General features: G+C 69.0%; 16 protein-coding genes. 9 read left to right on the top strand and 7 right to left on the bottom strand.

What is annotated here, in order from left to right:
* Positions 1-6 precede the first annotated feature (6 nt).
* From caldi_RS06150 to caldi_RS06130, 5 genes are all read left to right on the top strand, one after another.
* A complete protein-coding gene (locus caldi_RS06150; RefSeq protein WP_264844228.1) occupies positions 7-1518 on the top strand; it encodes an amino acid permease in 1512 nt (503 codons plus the stop codon).
* 39 nt (positions 1519-1557) lie between these two features.
* On the top strand, positions 1558-2946 hold the full coding sequence (locus caldi_RS06145; protein ID WP_264844227.1) for a glutamine synthetase family protein: 1389 nt from the start codon (positions 1558-1560) through the stop codon (positions 2944-2946).
* A gap of 94 nt (positions 2947-3040) precedes the next feature.
* Positions 3041-3808 carry an SDR family NAD(P)-dependent oxidoreductase gene (locus caldi_RS06140; protein ID WP_264844226.1) on the top strand — a complete coding sequence of 256 codons (768 nt, stop codon included), beginning with the start codon at positions 3041-3043 and terminating at the stop codon, positions 3806-3808.
* A gap of 157 nt (positions 3809-3965) precedes the next feature.
* A complete protein-coding gene (locus caldi_RS06135) occupies positions 3966-4589 on the top strand; it encodes a coiled-coil domain-containing protein (protein WP_264844225.1) in 624 nt (207 codons plus the stop codon).
* Between the two features lie 395 nt (positions 4590-4984).
* On the top strand, positions 4985-5722 hold the full coding sequence (locus caldi_RS06130) for an SDR family oxidoreductase (protein WP_264844224.1): 738 nt from the start codon (positions 4985-4987) through the stop codon (positions 5720-5722).
* Between the two features lie 239 nt (positions 5723-5961).
* On the opposite strand, the gene caldi_RS06125 is transcribed toward caldi_RS06130, so the two are convergent.
* The 7 genes from caldi_RS06125 to caldi_RS06095 form a co-directional block, all read right to left on the bottom strand.
* Positions 5962-7458 (bottom strand): xylulokinase, encoded by a 1497-nt coding sequence (locus caldi_RS06125; protein WP_264844223.1) that lies wholly within the window; start codon positions 7456-7458, stop codon positions 5962-5964.
* Positions 7455-8492: a zinc-dependent dehydrogenase gene (locus tag caldi_RS06120; RefSeq protein WP_264844222.1), complete on the bottom strand. Its 1038-nt coding sequence runs from the start codon at positions 8490-8492 to the stop codon at positions 7455-7457. The genes caldi_RS06125 and caldi_RS06120 overlap by 4 nt, the downstream gene beginning before the upstream one ends.
* 3 nt (positions 8493-8495) lie before the next feature.
* A complete protein-coding gene (locus caldi_RS06115; RefSeq protein WP_264844221.1) occupies positions 8496-9317 on the bottom strand; it encodes a class I fructose-bisphosphate aldolase in 822 nt (273 codons plus the stop codon).
* 35 nt (positions 9318-9352) lie between these two features.
* The gene (locus tag caldi_RS06110; protein WP_264844220.1) at positions 9353-10123 is read right to left on the bottom strand and encodes a DeoR/GlpR family DNA-binding transcription regulator; all 771 of its coding nucleotides are present in this window, start codon (positions 10121-10123) and stop codon (positions 9353-9355) included.
* Between the two features lie 12 nt (positions 10124-10135).
* Entirely contained in the window at positions 10136-11413 is a 1278-nt protein-coding gene (locus caldi_RS06105; RefSeq protein ID WP_264844219.1) for a TRAP transporter large permease, read from the bottom strand.
* A 3-nt stretch (positions 11414-11416) separates the two neighbouring features.
* Positions 11417-11974 carry a TRAP transporter small permease gene (locus caldi_RS06100; RefSeq protein ID WP_264844218.1) on the bottom strand — a complete coding sequence of 186 codons (558 nt, stop codon included), beginning with the start codon at positions 11972-11974 and terminating at the stop codon, positions 11417-11419.
* Positions 11975-12044: 70 nt separating this feature from the next.
* Positions 12045-13094, bottom strand: a complete 1050-nt coding sequence (locus tag caldi_RS06095; protein WP_264844217.1) for a DctP family TRAP transporter solute-binding subunit — start codon at positions 13092-13094, stop codon at positions 12045-12047.
* Positions 13095-13561: 467 nt separating this feature from the next.
* On the opposite strand from caldi_RS06095, the gene caldi_RS06090 reads away from it, so the two are divergent.
* From caldi_RS06090 to caldi_RS06075, 4 genes are read left to right on the top strand one after another with little or no spacing between them, the layout of a single operon-like run.
* Positions 13562-13843 carry a 4Fe-4S binding protein gene (locus tag caldi_RS06090; RefSeq protein WP_264844216.1) on the top strand — a complete coding sequence of 94 codons (282 nt, stop codon included), beginning with the start codon at positions 13562-13564 and terminating at the stop codon, positions 13841-13843.
* Entirely contained in the window at positions 13840-15051 is a 1212-nt protein-coding gene (locus tag caldi_RS06085; protein WP_264844215.1) for a transketolase C-terminal domain-containing protein, read from the top strand. The genes caldi_RS06090 and caldi_RS06085 overlap by 4 nt, the downstream gene beginning before the upstream one ends.
* Positions 15048-15896: a thiamine pyrophosphate-dependent enzyme gene (locus caldi_RS06080; RefSeq protein ID WP_264844214.1), complete on the top strand. Its 849-nt coding sequence runs from the start codon at positions 15048-15050 to the stop codon at positions 15894-15896. The genes caldi_RS06085 and caldi_RS06080 overlap by 4 nt, the downstream gene beginning before the upstream one ends.
* Before the next feature lie 12 nt (positions 15897-15908).
* Positions 15909-16349 carry a hypothetical protein gene (locus caldi_RS06075; RefSeq protein WP_264844213.1) on the top strand — a complete coding sequence of 147 codons (441 nt, stop codon included), beginning with the start codon at positions 15909-15911 and terminating at the stop codon, positions 16347-16349.
* The last annotated feature ends 430 nt before the right edge of the window (positions 16350-16779 follow it).

Here is a 16779-nt window from a genome sequence, read left to right as displayed (position 1 = left end):
GCGCGGATGAGCACCGTGCAGCGCGAGGTAGAACAGCTCGAGCGGGACCGGCGGGAGCTTCACCGTTACGGTTACGCCCAGGAACTGTTCCGGGACATGGGCGGCTTCTCGAACTTCGCGATCTCTTTCTCGATCATCTCGATCCTCACCGGAGCCGTGAGCCTCTACGGTTACGGGTTCACGATGGGTGGTCCGGCGGTGAACGGGCTCGGTTGGCCGCTGGTGACCTTCTTCACGCTCTTCGTCGCCGCCGCGATGGCCGAGCTGGCCTCGGCGATCCCCACCTCGGGAGCCATCTACCACTGGAGCCACGTCCTGGGCGGCCGCGCGTGGGGGTGGTTCGCGGCCTGGTTCAACCTGGTGGGCCAGTTCACGATCACGGCCGGGATCGACTGGTCGGTATCCCTGTTCCTCACCCCGCTCTTGGGACTGGAGGAGACCTGGGGCAACTTTCTCGCCGTCTACGCCGTGGTGCTGCTGAGCCACGGGATCCTGAAGCACTACGGCATCCGGGTGGTGGCCCGCCTGAACGACCTCAGCGCCTGGTGGCACATGGGCGGAGTGGCGCTGCTCGTGGGGGCCCTTCTGATCTTCGCCCCGAAACGGGATCTGAGCTACCTCTTCGAGACCGGCTTCACCACCACGAGCTACCCGTACTGGTGGGCGTTCCTGCTGGGGCTCTTGCAGGCCCAGTGGACATACACCGGTTACGACGCCTCGGCCCACGTCACCGAGGAGACCATCAATCCTCGCGTCCGGGCGGCCTGGGGCGTCTACCTGGCCGTGGCGGTATCGGCCTTCTTCGGGTACGTCATGCTCGCCGCCGTGACCCTGGCGATCCGGGACCCGCAGGCCGTGGCGGCGGCGACGAATCCGTACATCACGGCCATCGAGCAGGCGCTTGGCGGGGTCTTCGGTCGGGCGATGCTGTGGATCGTCACCATCGCCATGTGGTTCTGCGGCCTGAGCTCGGTGACGGCGAACTCCCGGATGATCTTCGCCTTCGCTCGGGACCGGGGGCTGCCCGGCCACCGCTGGCTCGGGACAGTGAGCCGGCGGTACCGCACCCCCGCGGCTGCGGTGTGGCTCGCCGTCGTGGTCGCCTTCCTGTTCGCCGTCTACGCCGAGGCCCTGCCCATCATCACGTCGATCTCCACCATCGCGCTGTACGTCTCCTACGGCATCCCGATGGCCCTAAAGCTGTGGGCCCGCGCACGGGGCGCTTGGACCAGCCGGAACGACGGCCCGTGGAACCTCGGTCCCCTCAGCACGCTGGTGAACGTCCTGGCCATCCTTTGGATCTTGTTCATCTCCGTGCTCTTCGTGGCCCCGCCCAACGAAAAAACCGGCTACACGTTCGCGGTCGTTCTGGCCGCCCTCGTCCTCTACTGGGTCGCGGTGGAGCGGCACCGGTTCGAGGGGCCTCGGCGGCTCGGCACCGAGGACGAGCTCGAGCGCATCGAACGGGCGCTCGAGCAGGAGAGCCTGTGGCGGCGGACGGGCCGGGTGGCCACCTGAGCCCGGTCCGGAGTGCGTACCGACAGGAGGGGTTACCGGATGGCAGACAGCCAGAGCCGGCAGGCCAGCCGGCTGGACCTGGCGCAGCTACGCCGGCTGGTGGAGATCGGCGAGATCGACACCGTCATCACGGCCTTTGCGGACATGCAGGGCCGGCTGATGGGGAAACGGGTGTCGGCGGAGTTCTTCCTCGAGCACGTGACGGAGGACGGCATCCACTTCTGCAACTACCTCCTCGGCACCGACATGGAGATGACCTGCCCGCCCGGGTTCCGCCTCATGAGCTGGGAGCAGGGGTACGGGGACTGGCTGGCTCGGCCCGACTGGTCCACCCTCCGCCGGATCCCTTGGCTGGAGAAGACGGCGCTGGTGCTGGCCGACGCCGAGTTCGAGGACGGCACGCCGGTCCCGGTGGCGCCGCGGCAGGTGCTCCGTCGGCAGCTCGAGAAGGCGCGGGCGATGGGCTTCACCGTGATGGCGGCGGCCGAGCTCGAGTACTACCTCATCCGGGACGACTACGACACCGCCCGCCGCAAGAACTACCACGGCCTGGAGCCGTACGGATGGTACAACGAGGACTACCACATCCTCCAGGGAACCCGGGGCGAGCCGATCCACCGCCAGATCCGACTTGGGATGCAGGCAGCCGGCATCCCGATCGAGTTCACCAAGGGCGAGGCCGGTGTGGGCCAGCACGAGGCGAACATCCGCTTCGCCGAGGCCCTGGAGTCCGCGGATCGGGCCATCCTCTTCAAGCACGGGGCCAAGGAGATTGCACTCCGCAGCGGATGCTCCATCACCTTCATGGCCAAGCCGGACCACACCTGGACCGGCTCGAGCGGTCACCTGCACCTGTCGCTCTGGGACCTCGCCGGTAGCCGCAACCTGTTCCCCGCCGACGGCGACCCCCATGGCATGTCCGACATCATGCGCTGGTTCCTCGGCGGCCTCCTGGCCTGTGCCCAGGACCTCTCCGTCTTCTTCGCCCCCAACGTGAACTCGTACAAGCGCTACGCCGTGGCGAGCTGGGCGCCGGTCAACGTCGCCTGGGCGCGCGACAACCGCACCTGCGGGTTCCGGATCGTCGGGCACGGGCCCTCGCTGCGGATCGAGGATCGTATCCCCGGCGCGGACATCAACCCCTACCTGGCCTTCGCGGCGGCGATCGGAGCCGGGCTGTACGGGATCGAGCACAAGATCGACCCCGGACCCGAATTCCATGGCAACGCCTACGCGGCCGCCAAGGTGCCGCGGGTACCGCGCTCGCTTTACGAGGCCATCGACCGCCTGGAGCGGAGCGAGGCGGCCCGGGCCATCTTCGGCACCGAGGTGGTGGAGCACTACCTCAACGCCGCCCGGGTCGAGCAGCAGGCGTACGACGCCGTCGTGACGTGCTGGGAGCGGGAGCGGTACTACGAGCGCGGGTAGACCGTGTGGGGCGGGGCGAGCCGGGCGCGTGGCGGCGCACCGGCTCGCCCTGGGCCGCCCGGGTCCGCGCGCGGAGGTCGAGGAGGTTGTCACCGTGCGACTTCAAGGCAAGGTGTGCTTCATCACCGGGGCCGGCAGCGGCATGGGGCGTGTCGCCGCGATCCGGTTCGCCCGGGAGGGAGCCCGGGTGGCGGCGGTCGACGTCGACGGCCCTGCCGCGGAGGAAACCGCCCGCCTGGCCGACGGGGCTCCCGGAGAGGTCCTGCCGATCCGCTGCGACGTGACGAAGGAGGCGGAGGTGGCGGCGGCGATCCGGACCACGGTCGACCGGTTCGGACGGCTGGACGTTCTCTACAACAACGCCGGGGTCATGCTGGAGCAGGACCGCTCCGTGATCGACACGGAGGAGGCGGTGTGGGACAAGACCTTGGCCGTGAACGTGAAGGGCATCTTTTTCTGCTGCAAGTACGGGATCCCGGAGATGCTCAAGAACGGCCGGGGATCGATCATCAACATCGCCTCGTTCGTGGCCCTCCTCGGCTGCAGCGTCCCCCAGGACGCCTACACGGCCTCGAAGGGGGCGGTGATCTCCCTTACGAAGTCCCTGGCCGTCCAGTTCGCACCCCGCGGCGTGCGCGCCAACGCGATCTGCCCCGGGCCGATTGAGACGCCCCTCCTGACCGAGTGGCTCCTCCGCGACGAGGAAGCCCGGCGCGTCCGCCTCAGCCGCAACCCGACCGGGCGGTTCGGCCGGCCGGAGGACATCGTCAACATGGCCGTGTTCCTCGCCTCTGACGAGTCCGAGTGGACGAACGGGGCGGTGATCGTGATCGACGGGGGGATCACGAGCAATTATTTTTGACCGAGTTCTTGCTGCAGAGACCCCGCCCGGTGGCCGGCCCTCCCGAACCGCCGGGCGGGGCTTTTCCCTCTGGGCCGGTTTTGACCGGAACCCGGTTTGTGTTACGCTTGCCCTACCAGGGCTGTCCACCGCCGATGGTCACGGGGGAGGGAATCGGATGACGGGCACCGACGACCCGCTCGCGGTCGTGCTGGGCCGGCTCGATGAGCTGACCGCCGAGCTCAGGGGGACCCGTGCGGAAGTCCGAGCGGTCAGAGAGGGACTCGACACGACGAGGGCCGAGGTCCAGGTGGTTCGAGAGAGACTGGATGCCACGAGCGCAGAGGTCGAAGCGGTTCGGGAGAGACTGGACGCGACGAATGCCGAGGTTCGGGCGATTCGGGAGAGACTGGACGCCACGAGTGCAGAGGTCGAAGCGGTTCGACTGGGACTCGATGCCACGAACGCCGAGGTTCGGGCGATTCGGGAGAGACTGGACGCTACGGGCGCAGAGGTCGAAGCGGTTCGACAGGGACTCGATGCCACGAACGCCGAGGTCAGGGCGATTCGGGAGAGACTCGATGCCACGAATGCCGAGGTTCAGGCGGTGAAAGCGGAACTTCACACTTTGAGGACGGAAGTGCGCGTTGCCACGGCGGAACTCGAGCAGGATATCCAGGACGTCCGGGGAGACCTGCATGAAATCAGGGACCGCCTGGACAAGATCGACCAGCGGCTGGACCATTTCGCCGTGAAGTGGATGGAGCATGACGAGGCGATCTACCGGTTGAAGCACAGGTAGGACCTGGACAGGGGCAACACCTGTGCTGCGCGCGGCTGCGCTGCAAAGAGACGCTCCCGGCGGGAACCGGCAGACGGAAGCGGCCGTCTTGATCCGGCACGCCGCGAAAAGGGGAGGTCTTGACTGGACCAGGCAAGGTCGGTGGGCGGTGCGTTCCGCGGCTCAACTGGGCGGCCATCACCATCGAGCGGGATTCAGCCGACCTGGGTGCAGCCGGTGGCGCCCTGCGGCGGGCGGCTGCCGGTTAGACCTTCGGACCGCACTCCCCGGCCGCGCGCTCGCCCGTCGCCGGCGCCAGCGACGGGCACCTGCGGGAGCCCTGAACGCAGCGTAGCGGGCCGCAAGCAGGAACCCTTCCGGCGGGAACGAATACGCGCCGCCGGGAGGGATTCGTCGTGCCTCTCGTTGGAAAGGTCGCCGTGGTGACCGGGGCCGCACAGGGCATCGGCCGGTCGATCGCGCAGGCGTTCGCCGGCGCCGGGGCCCGGGTGGTGGTGGCGGACGTTCAGGAAGAAAAGGGCCGGGCGGTGGCGGGCGAGGTCGGCGGCCTGTTCGTCCGCACGGACGTCTCCGATGCCCGCTCCGTCGAGAACCTCTTCGCCGACGTGCACCGGACCTGCGGGCGAGTCGACGTGCTGGTCAACAACGCCGGGATCGCCGGCTTTGGGTCGATGTTCGCCGAGGACGCGGAGGAGCGCTGGCACCGGGTGCTCGGCGTGAATCTTACCGGCGCCTTTCTCTGCGCTCGCCAGGCCGCGTCCCTCATGAAGGCCACGGGCGGGGGCGCCATCATCAACATCAGCAGCACGAGGGCCTTTCAGTCCGAGCCCGACTCGGAGGCCTACGGCGCCTCCAAGGCGGGCCTCCTCGGCCTCAACCACGCCCTGGCCGTGAGCCTCGGCCGGTACGGGATCCGGGTCAACGCCATCTGTCCGGGCTGGATCGAGACGGAGGACTACGACCAGCTCCGCCCGGAGGACCACGCCCAGCATCCCGCCGGCCGCGTCGGCCGGCCGGAGGACATCGCCCGTGCGGCGCTGTTCCTCGCCGACCCCGACCAGTCTGGTTTTCTCACGGGTCAGCACATCGTGATCGACGGCGGGATGACGGTGAAGATGATCTACCTCGAGTGAGACGGTGGGGTTCCCGCACCGGGCCGGACCCGCTCCGGCGCGCCGGGCGCGCGGGCCCGGGACGGCTTCACGGTCGATGAAGACCCGGCGAGCCTCGGCGAAAGGCTCGTGCTCCCGCCGTTCCTGGAGCCGCACCGGGAGGTCACTGGTGCGAACCGGAAGCCCCTGCGAACCGGAAGCCCCTTGACTGAGCCCCTTGAAGGCGCACGGCCCCCAGCTCGTAGTGACTGCGGCCCAGGTCACTGGGCCAGCATGTGCATGGCGTGCCTGAGTGCCGGGTAAAGCGTCCGGTAGACAGCGAACGTCCGCTCGTACGCTTGCCGGCGCTCGGCCGGGCCCGGCCGGATCTCCTGGCCACCGGCGCGGAGCTTCGGCAGGTCCGGGTCGTCGATTCCGGAGTAGACCCCGGCGGCAATACCGCCCAGCATCGCGGCACCCAGGGCCGCCGCGTCCGGCAGCTCCGCTGCCCGGCACACGATCCCCATCACGTCCGCCTTGATCTGTAGCCACAGGGCGCTGCGGGTGCCGCCGCCGACGCAGAGCATGGCCTCGGGACGGTACCCCCAGCGCTCGACGCCGCGCTCGAGGATCTGGCGGAGCCCGTAGGCCGTCGCCTCGTAGACCGCCCGGGCCATGTCCGCCCGGGTGGTGTCCAGGCGCAGCCCGATCCAGGCGCCGTTGGCCGCCGGGTCCCAGATCGGGCTGCGCTCGCCGGCCATGTAAGGAAGGAACACCAGCCCGCGTGCGCCCGGCTCGGAGGCGGCCGCCAGGCGCTCAAGGTCGGCCGGGGCGGACAGGTCGGGCCATACCTTCTCCCGGAGCCAGGCCAGTGCGGCTCCCGGCGCCGACATGGCCCCGTGCGCGAGCCACCGGCCCGGCACGACGTGGCAACGGTTCAGGAACGTGTCGTCGAAGTCCGGCCGGTCGAGGCAGAAGGTGATCACCCCGGAGGTGCCGGACGACTCGAAGCACTCGCCCCCCGCCTCGATCCCGAGGGCGAAGGCGGCCGCGGCGGTGTCGGCTGCACCGATGGCCACCGGCGTTCCCGTGCGGAGCCCCGTGGATGCGGCGACTTCGGGCGTCACCCCGCCCACCCGGTCGAAGGGGCGGAGCACCGGCGGCAGGACCCGTTCGGGGATCCCCGCGATCCTCACCAGTTCCCCGTCCCAGCCGTTCGCTGACTCCAGCCGGAAGAGGCCGGAGTACGAAGCCTGGGTCCAGTCGGCCGCCACGTTGCCTGTCAGGCGGGCAGCCAGAAAGCTATTCAGGAACCCGATGCGGGCTGTCCTCGCCCAGACCCGGGGCTCTTCGCGGATCACCCAGCGAACCGTTCCGGCGGAGCAGGTGGAGGGGCTCAGCCGGTTACCCGTCAGGCGGAAGAACGCCTCCGGCCCGCCGGCCGCCTCGCCGATGACCGCGACGTCGGCTGTCGCTCGGGTGTCCAGGAACGGGATGCCCGGTCGGAGGGGGCGTCCGGCCTCGTCCAGCAGGACGGTCAGCGGGCATGTGGTGGCGATGCCGATCCCCATGACGGGGCCGGAGCGCGGGATCACCTCCCGCAGGGCGTCCGTCACGGCTTCCCAGTACCGGTCGAGGTCCAGCTCGGCCCAGCGAGGCCGGGGCGTTGCCAGCGACACGGGGCGGGACGCCCGCGCCCGGAGCGTCCCGTCCTGCCCGAAGGCACAGATCTTCACGTTGCTGGTGCCGGCGTCGATGCCCAGAAGGGTGCCGTTCACGGCTGGATCGCGACCTTGATGCCGAGGCCGCCCTCCGCCGCCTGGAACGCCTCATGGATCTGCTCCAGAGGGAACCGGTGCGAGACCAGCTCCTTCACCTTCACCACGCCGGCCTCGATCAGCCGCAGCGCCTTCTCGTAGTGGCGGCGTGTGAGGGCGCTGGTTCCCGTGACGACGATTTCGTTGTAGTGGATGAGGTTGACGTCCATGGGCGGCATGTCGCCTGCGGAGAAGCCCGCGAAGAGGTTCACGCGACCGCCCTTGCGCACGAGGGCGAGCGCCTGGTTGGCCAGGGCGGGGATGCCAATGGCCACGATCACCGCGTCGGCCCCCAGGCCGCCTGTGATGCCTTTCACAACGGCCTGCAGGTCTTCCTCGTGAGGATCGACCGCGCGATCGGCGCCGAGCTTCACGGCCATCTCCCGCCTGTGGGCGAGGGGTTCGCTGACGATGATCTGGCGGGCCCCTGCGGCCCTCGCCAGCTGCAGGTGCATGAGGCCGATGGGCCCGGCGCCGAGGATGACGACGACGTCGCCCAGCCCGATCCGGGCGTGCTCCTGCCCGTTGATGCAGCACCCGAGGGGTTCCGCCAGCGCAGCCTGCTCCCAGGCGATCCCGTCGCCGATCTTGTACACGTGACCGCCCGCGACGGCGGTGGCCGGGATCCGCACGTACTCGGCGAAGGCGCCGTCGAACTCGTAGCCGATGGCCGTCCGGTTCGCGCAGACGTTTTCCATGCCGTTCTGGCAGTATGCGCAGTGATGGCAGGGGATCACCGGGTCGACGCTCACCCGGTCGCCGGCCTTGAACTCCTGCACGCCCTTGCCCACCTCGACGACCTCGCCGGCGAACTCGTGCCCGATCACCGAGGGGAAGCGCACACCCCGGGTCTTCTTGCCCCGGAGGATCCGGAGGTCGGTGCCGCAGATGGTGGCCGCCCGGACCCGCAGCACGATCTCCCCGGAGCCGGCCGCAGGGGTGGGGACCTCGGTCAGGACGATCTGGTTGGGGGCAGTCAAGAGTGCAGCACGCATGGCCTACCGGGCCTCCCGGATGCGGGCAGCCGCCTCTTCGTACACTTCCATGGCTTCCTCCACCGACGCGTTGTCGTGCATGAGGGCGGCCAGGGCCCGGATGACCGCAGCCGGGTACTCGTGCTGCCAGACGAAGCGGCCGTAGGTGACCCCGGCCAGGCCGATGTCCAGGGCCTCGCGGGTCATGCGGAGGTAATCCTCCAGCTTCTCGCCGGCGTCGCCGCCCGCCAGGGCAACCTTGGCCGGGCAGGCCTCGATCACCTTGGCGAAGGATTCGGCCGAGCCGGTCCACATGGTCTTGATGATGTCCACGCCCAGTTCGGCGCCCGCGCGCACCGCGTACGCCATGGCGTCGGCGTCGTACGGGTTCTTGATCATAGAGCCCTTGGGGTAGATGTGGGCGATGAGCGGCATGCCGTACAGGGCGCACTCCTTGCTGATCATGCCGAGGTGGGTCAGCTGCTGCGCCTGCTCCGGGCCGCCGACGATCATGCCCACGGACACCGCGTCGGCGCCGAGGCGGACCGCCTCCTCCACGTCGGCCACCGGGGCGTCGTAGTGGGGGTGGTAGGCGACCGAGTAGGCGCTGGTCTTCAGGATGAGCGCGACCTCCCCGGCAAAGGGGGCGAACACCTTCTCGGCGATCCCCTTATGCATCGTGATGGCGTCCGGCTTCCCGGCGACCAGCTTGGGCAGCGTTTCCCGGACGTTCACCAGCCCAGGCAGGACGCCCCGGGTGATGGGGTGGTCGATGGTGATGGCCAGCAGGCGACCGGACTTGCGGTTGAGCAGGCGGCGAAGGCGGATTTCTTTACCGAGGAACATGGTGCTCATCTCCTTCAGGGATGGGTGGCTGAACGTCAGGCATCGGCGATGATCACTTCGACACCCTGCTCTTCCAGAGCGGCCCGGAACGCCGGCGGGATGCCCGAGTCCGTCACCAGGGTGTGGATCCGGTCGACGCCGCAGACGGCCACCAGGCCCACCCGGCCCAGCTTCGTCGAGTCGGCGACCACGATGAGGCGACTGCTCACCTCGACCATGCGGCGGCGAACGGGAAGGGCCTCGATGTCGTGCTTGGTCAAGCCCTCCGTAAGCGAGAGACCGGAGCAGCCCATGACGCAGACCTCGGCGTGCAGGCCGGCAAGCGCCTGCTCGGCCAGAGATCCGAAAAGGTTGTACGCACTGCGGCGCATGATGCCACCTGTGAGGATCACCGTGACGTTCTCCCGGTCACGCAGCTCCCAGGCGATCTCGACGCTGTCCGTGATCACCCGCAGGTGGCGGGTCGGGTTGAGGGCCCGGGCCACCTCCAGGGTAGTCGTGCCGCCATCGAGGATGGCGGTGCTCATGTTGGCGAGCAGCCTGGCGGTCGCCCGGCCGATTGACTGCTTCTGGGGGACCTGCTGCAGCGCCCGGACCGATCCGGCCATCTCCTTCGGGAGTCCGGCGGTGTTCAGGCCGGCGCCGCCGTGCGTCCGGACGATCACGCCCTCTTGCTCCAGCTCGGCCAGGTCCCGGCGGATGGTGGAGATGGAGGCTCCAAGCCGGCCAGCCAGCTCCGTCACCGACAGGAAACGGTCTTTCCGCAGTTCCCGGACGATCCGGTCACGGCGCTCCGCAGGCAACATCCGACTCAGCTCCTAGATTCCGATCCACTGCAGCGGTCCCAGGACGATCTGCGGCACGAGGGCGATCAGCAAGACGGCAGCAGCGAGGATGGCCATCAGCCCCAGAGACTCCCTGGTGACCTGTTCCAGGCTCAGGTCGGTCAGGTTCGACACGGCGAAGAGGCAGACGCCGACGGGCGGGGTCACGAGCCCGAGGGAAAGCGTGATCACCATCACCACGAGGAAGTGAACCGGGTCGATGCCGACCGCCTGCAGCGGCGGCAGGAGGATCGGGATAAGGATGAAGAGGGAGGCTGTGGCGTCCATGAACATGCCCACGATGATCAGGAAGAGCACCGTCAGCAGCATGATCACGGTCGGGCTGGTGGAGATCCGGGTGAGAAGCGCCGCGATCTTTGCCGGCAGGGCGTCGTAGGCGAAGATCCAACCGGCCATCTTGGCAGTGACGGCGATGAAGAGGATGGTGCCGGTCAGCTTGGCCGTCCGGAAGAAGAAGCCAGGCAGCTGGCGGAGATTCACGTTCCGGTAGACCAGCAGGGCGATCAGGATCGTGTACAGCACCGCAATACCGGCAGCCTCCGTCGGCGTGAAGAAGCCGCCCACGATCCCGTACATCAGCACCGCCGGGACCAGCAGCGCCGGCAGGGCCGTGAGCGTCTTGGCAGCGGCCGCGCGAGGGTCGAAGGGGATGCGCTTTCCATACCCGTGCCTGACGCAGTAGATATGGTTATACAACATGAACGCCCCGCCGATCAGCAGCCCGGGGACGAGTCCCGCCACCAGCAGGCGGCCGATGGATTCGTTGGCCACCGAGCCTGCGATCACCATCAGGATCGAGGGCGGGATGATCGTGGCCAGGACCGAGGTCACCAGCGTCAAGGCGGTCGCATACCCCTTCGGGTAGCCGTTCTTGGTCATCGACGTGATCTCGATGAGCCCGATGGAAGCGATGTCTGCCACCGAAGAGCCCGACATGCCGGCAAAGACCATGGAGGAGACGACGTTCACCTGACCCAGCCCGCCGGGCAGCCACCCCACGATGGCGTTGGCGAAGTCGAAGATCTTCTCGCCGAGGCCGCCTTCGTCCATCAGGAGGCCGGCCAGGATGAAGAGCGGCACGGCCACCATCAGGAAGGAGTTCATCGAGGAGAACATGGACTGGGCTACCAGGTTCAGCGGAATGTCCGTGAAAAGGGCCAGTGTGATGGCCGACGCGATCCCCAGGGCGGTTGCCAGCGGCACCCCGAAGAGGACCAGGACGCCAAAGAGCAGGAGGAGCGTGAGGCTCATGCGTCACTCCTCCTCGACCTGCAGCAGTTCGGGCCGCACGAGCAGCGACTCGATGACGCCGAGGATCCCGAGCACCGCGGAGGCGGGCACGCTGATGCCCACCAGCCACATCGGGATCATGAGGGCGGAGCCCAGCTCGTGGCTCCGGATCTGCTGGAGTACCAGCTGGGAGCCGGTGATCAGGACCAGGACGAAGAAGCCGATGGTGGTGGCGGCGTAGATGTGCGGGGCAAGCCGGCGGACGGGCCGGGGCATCTTGGTCAGGAAGTAGGTCACCCGGGCCGACTCGGCCTTGCGGAACCCCGCGCCGATGCCCAGGAAGACGATCCATAGGAAGAGGAAGCGGGTGCCTTCCTCCGTCCAGGCGACAGGCTTTCCGGCCAGCCGGCTTCCGATCTGAAGCAGGACGGATACCAGCATCCCAGCCGTGGCGAGGCCGGCCAGGTAGTCCGGCCAGCGGTGGACGGCAGCGAGGAAGCGTTCGATCCGGTCCCTCCGGAGCCTCGCGGCCTCAGAGCCGGGGGTGACCCGTGCGCTGGGAATCGCCGACCGTTTCATCATCGCAGGCTTTCCCCCAAAGGGGCGGGGGCCGCAGTGGCCCCTGCCCCTTCCGTGCTGTCCTGGTGAGTACTCAGTTGGCCTTGCCGACGAACTTCAGGGTCTTCTCGAAGAAAGCCTGGTCCCTCACCAGCTCCGCGAACTTGGGGTAGAGGGGCTTGGCCAGGTCGACGAACGCCTGCTGCTGCTCGGGCGTGAGGGTATTGACCTCCATGCCCTTGCTCTTCAGGAACTCGAGGGCCTGAGCGTCCTGCTCCTGGTCGTACCGCAGCTTCCAGCTCTGGGTCTCTGCCGCGGCCTCCATCAGGATCTTCTGGACGTCCTGGGGCAGCGACGCGAACTTGTTGATGTTGATGCCCACGACCCAACCGTCGGCCATGTGGTTGGAGATGGTCAAGTACTTCTGGACCTCGTAAAACTTCGCGCTCCTGGCGATGTCGATGGGGTTTTCCTGGCCGTCGATGGTCTTCAGTTGAAGGGCGTTGTACACCTCGCCAAAGGCCATGGGCGTCGGGGCAGCGCCGGCAGCCTTGAAGAACTCCACCCAGAGCGGGTTGTTGGGGACCCGGAATTTCAGGCCCTTGAGGTCCTGCGGGCCGGTGATCGGGCGCTTCGAGTTGGTCATCTGCCGGAAAGACCGCGTCCAGAGGGCAAGGCCCTTGATCTGGAGCCTGTCAAGGCCGGCGAGCAGCTCCTGGCCCGGCTCACCGTTCAGGTACTTCAGCAGCTGGTCGGTGCTGTCGAAGAGGTACGGGATGGAAATCGCTGTGAACCGGGAGTCGAAGTTCGCGTACAGCGAGGTGGAGAGGGTCAGCATGTCCAGGGAGCCGGCGCCGAGCTGCTTCACGGCGGCGTTCGGGTCGCCGTTGTACAGGGTGCCGTTCGGGAAGACCTTGATCTCGACTGCGCCCTTACTCTTTTCCGCCACGAGCTCGGCGAAGTGCTTGGCCGCCTCGGTGATGGAGGAGCTGTCCGGATCCGGGGTCGACAGCGTCAGGGTCACCTTCTGGGCCGGCTGACCGGCAGCGGCCTCACCCGGTTTCGGGCCCTCCTTGGTGGCGGAGCCACAGCCGGCGAGAAGGGCAGCAGCAACGATGGTCGCGGCGAGCGGTTTCCAGCGCATCGGGGTCCTTCTCCTCCTCGTTAACTGGAGTGCGCGCTTGAGCGTTTCAGCTCGGCATTGCACCATGTTCGCTCAAAACGGATCGATTCCTGCTTAACATGATTCATTCCAAGTCAAAAACACGCAGCTGCACGTGCGCTTTGCCGCTCTCGCCCGGTGCATTCGCCGTGGTCGTCACCCTCACCCGGGGCCCGGCGGTGCGCCCCGTGACCGTGGCCCTGGCGGGCTGGCTGCCAGGGGCACGCGATCCTGCGGGACTCAACGGGCCCACCGGAATCCGGCTCATTCATCGCAAGATTGGGCGATCCGGGAGGAATTCGCAAACCTGTGTCGAATCCCACGTTGTAGACTGCATACAGTAGCCAGCGTGCAGGAGCGGCCCCGGCCCGGCGGCCGGCCGCCAGGGCTCCGCCCACCGGATCTCCGGAGCGCCAGGGCCAACACGTGGGAGGAGGTGGACCCCGGCGATGCGTCCCGCGGATCTGCCAGTTACCCCGGCGGCGCGGTCCGGCACCCTGCGCGCGCGGGCGAAGATGGCCGCCTGGCGGACCCGGAGGCCCGTCACCGACCCGAACAAGTGCGACCTGTGCATGGTCTGCGTGACGTTCTGTCCCGAAGGCGCCCGGCGCGTGGTGGGCTCCATGACCGATGCAGACCTCGACATCTGCAAGGGGTGCGGCATCTGCGCGGTCGAGTGCCCGCGGGGGGCCATCGAGATGGTGCCCGAGCTGGAGGTGGCCGGCCGATGACTGCGCTCCATCCGCCCGCAGCCATCCGGGCCGCCCGGCTCATGGACGGGAACCTCGCCGCCGCGTGGGGAGCCCGCCTGGCCCGGGCGGAGGTCCTGCCGATGTACCCGATCACCCCCGCCTACCCGGCGATGGAGCACCTGACCGGGTTCGTCGAGCGGGGCGAACTGAAGGCGCGCTTCATCCGCGTGGAGTCCGACCACAGCGCCATGGCGGCCTGCGTCGGCGCCGCCCTGACCGGCGCCCGGACTTTCACCGTCACGAGCTCCCAGGGCCTGGCCTACATGAGCGAGGTGCTCCACCAGGCGTCCGGGCTGCGGCTGCCGATCGTCATGGCGGTGGTGAACCGGGCGCTGCACGCGCCGCACAGCCGCTGGCCCGACCACGGGGACGCCATCTCGCAGGAGAGCTCGGGCTGGCTGCAGTTCTTCTGCGAGACCGTGCAGGAGGTGCTGGACACTACCATCCAGGCGTTCCGGATCGCTCAGGACGAGCGCGTGCAGTTGCCCGTGATGGTGAACTACGAGGGCTACATCCTCAGCCATGCCCGGGAGCCGGTCCACGTTCCCGACCAGGCGGAGGTCGACGCCTTCCTGCCCTTGATCCGGCGCCGGCACCTGGACGTCGACAACCCCCTGGCCATCAACGCCGCTTCCAACACGGAGGTCTACTGGGGTTACAAGTACAACCAGCACCGGGCGATGGGGGCTGCCCGGGAGGTCATCCGGGAGGTCGACGCGGACTTCCGGCGACGCTTCGGCCGGGAGTGGGGCGGCCTCGCCGAGGCGTACCGAACCGAGGGCGCCCGCACCCTCGTCGTCACCATGGGGTCCATGGCCGCGTCGGCCCGGGTGGCGGTCGACCGGCTGCGGGATGCCGGCCGGCCCGCCGGGCTTCTAAAGGTCCGGGCGTTCCGCCCCTTCCCCGCCGATGAACTGGTGGCCGCGGCGGCGGGCGCCGACCTCGTGGTGGTCATCGACCGGAACATCGTGTACGGCGCCGGCGGAGCGGTCGCCCGGGAGGTCAAGGGCGCGCTCTGGGGCGCCGGGCTGCGGCCCCGGATCGCCGGCTGGATCGCCGGGCTCGGCGGCCAGGACGTGGGGGTGGAGGGCATCGAGCGCATGGTGCGGGCCTCCGAGGCGAAGGACGCCGATGCCCTGCGCGAGCCGCTGTGGTACGGCCTCGACGAAGGGGGCGAGGGGCAGTGAGCGTGCCGCTCGAACCGGTCGAGCCCTGGCTGACCGGCGGCCACCTGGCCTGCCCGGGCTGCGGGGCGGCCCTGGCCATCCGGCTGGCGGGTCACGCCCTGGGGCGGCGGAGCATCGTCGCCGTGCCGGCGTCGTGCGCCGGCACGATCGGCGCGAACAGTCTCCACACGGCCTGGCAGATCCCGTTCTTCCACACGCTGTTCGAGTCGGCGCCGGCCGTCGCAGCCGGCATCCGGGCCGGCCTGGAGGCGCAGGGGATCGAGGACGTGCACGTCGTCTCCTGGGCGGGCGACGCCGGGACCGGGGACATCGGGCTGCAGGCGCTCTCGGCGGCGGCCGAGCGGAACGACGACATCCTCCACGTTTGCTACGACAACGAGCTGGCCATGAACACGGGCGGCCAGGCCGATGGCGCCACGCCCCTGGCGTCGCGCAGCAGCGTCACCCCAGGCGGAAAGCTCACGCCCAAGAAGGACCTGCCGGCGATCCTCGCCGCCCACGGGGTGCCGTACGTGGCGACCGCGTCGGTGGCCTACCCCGAGGACTTCCTGGCCAAGCTCCGCAAGGCCAGCCTGATCCGGGGCTTCCGCTACATTCACGTGCTGGCGCCGTGCCACGTCGGGTGGGACATCCCGCCGGAGCAGTCGATCCGAGTGACCCGCATGGCGACCACCAGCGGGCTGTGGCCGCTCTACGAGATCGAGAACGGGGTGAAGCGGCAGACCGTCATCCCCGAGCCGAAGGTCCCGGTGCGGGAGTACGTCCGGGCCCAGGGGCGGTTCCGTACCCTCGACGAGGCCCAGGTCGAGGCGCTGCAGCGCTGGGTCGACTCCCGGGACGCGTAGGGGGGCGCACCGATGACCACCGTGATCTTCCACGGCCGCGCCGGCCAGCCGGTGCCACGGCTGGCCGAGCTCCTCGCCGCCGCGGCGCTCCGCGACGGCCGGTTCAGCCAGACGTGGCGGGTGTTCTCCATCACCCCGGTGCGGGGGCCCATCGCCGCCGTCACCCGGGTGAGCGACCGGTACATCCGGGAGCGGGCGCCCATGACCGTGAAGGCGGACTGGGCGGTGGTGCTGGACCCCAGCCTCATCCCCCACCTGGGGGCACAGCCTGGAGTCCACGTGCTCTGCGCGCCTCCCCCGCCGGGGGTGGCCCTCCCGGCCGGGTGGCAGCGGCTCGAGGTGCCGGCGTTCTCTTCGGCGCCGGAGGTGCTTTCGGCCTGGGCCGTTGCCGTGGCCGGGGCGACGGGACTTGTCTCGACAGAAGCCGCCGCCGCGGCCGCGGGAGCGGCGTAGGGGGCCGCCGGGTTGGCGCTCCCGCCGGGGCGGTGGCGGCCCGTGTCGCCCGCCGGTCCCGCCGCCCCCCGGTTCTGGGGCAACCCGTTCCGGCATGGTGGAGGCGGAGGCGCACAACTTCTGTCCCAGCCGGCGCCTCGGTGATGGCACAAAGATTGTCCTGGCAGGGCCGCAAGAGCGCTTTGCACCGTCGCGGCTTCCTCGCGGGTGGCTACCAGGTTTACGGAAATGCGGTGGCCGTCAACGTAAGTCCGTACTTCCGTCAACCGTTCCGGCATTACGAGGCAAACAGGGACAAGACTTGACCCATGTACCCCTGCAGGTACATGGGTCGATTTCTGTCCCGGCCCCCCGCATGCCCCGCAACGGCGATCCTCGCAGCCGCTGCCTTGCCCGGAAGGTCGCTCCGGGAAGGGACCCGGGCGACGCG

The organism is Caldinitratiruptor microaerophilus (assembly GCF_025999835.1).
In the GTDB taxonomy this organism is placed as follows: domain Bacteria; phylum Bacillota; class Sulfobacillia; order Symbiobacteriales; family ZC4RG38; genus Caldinitratiruptor; species Caldinitratiruptor microaerophilus.
Note: the sequence above shows the minus strand (reverse complement) of the source record. Positions and strands in the feature narration are given on the sequence as shown.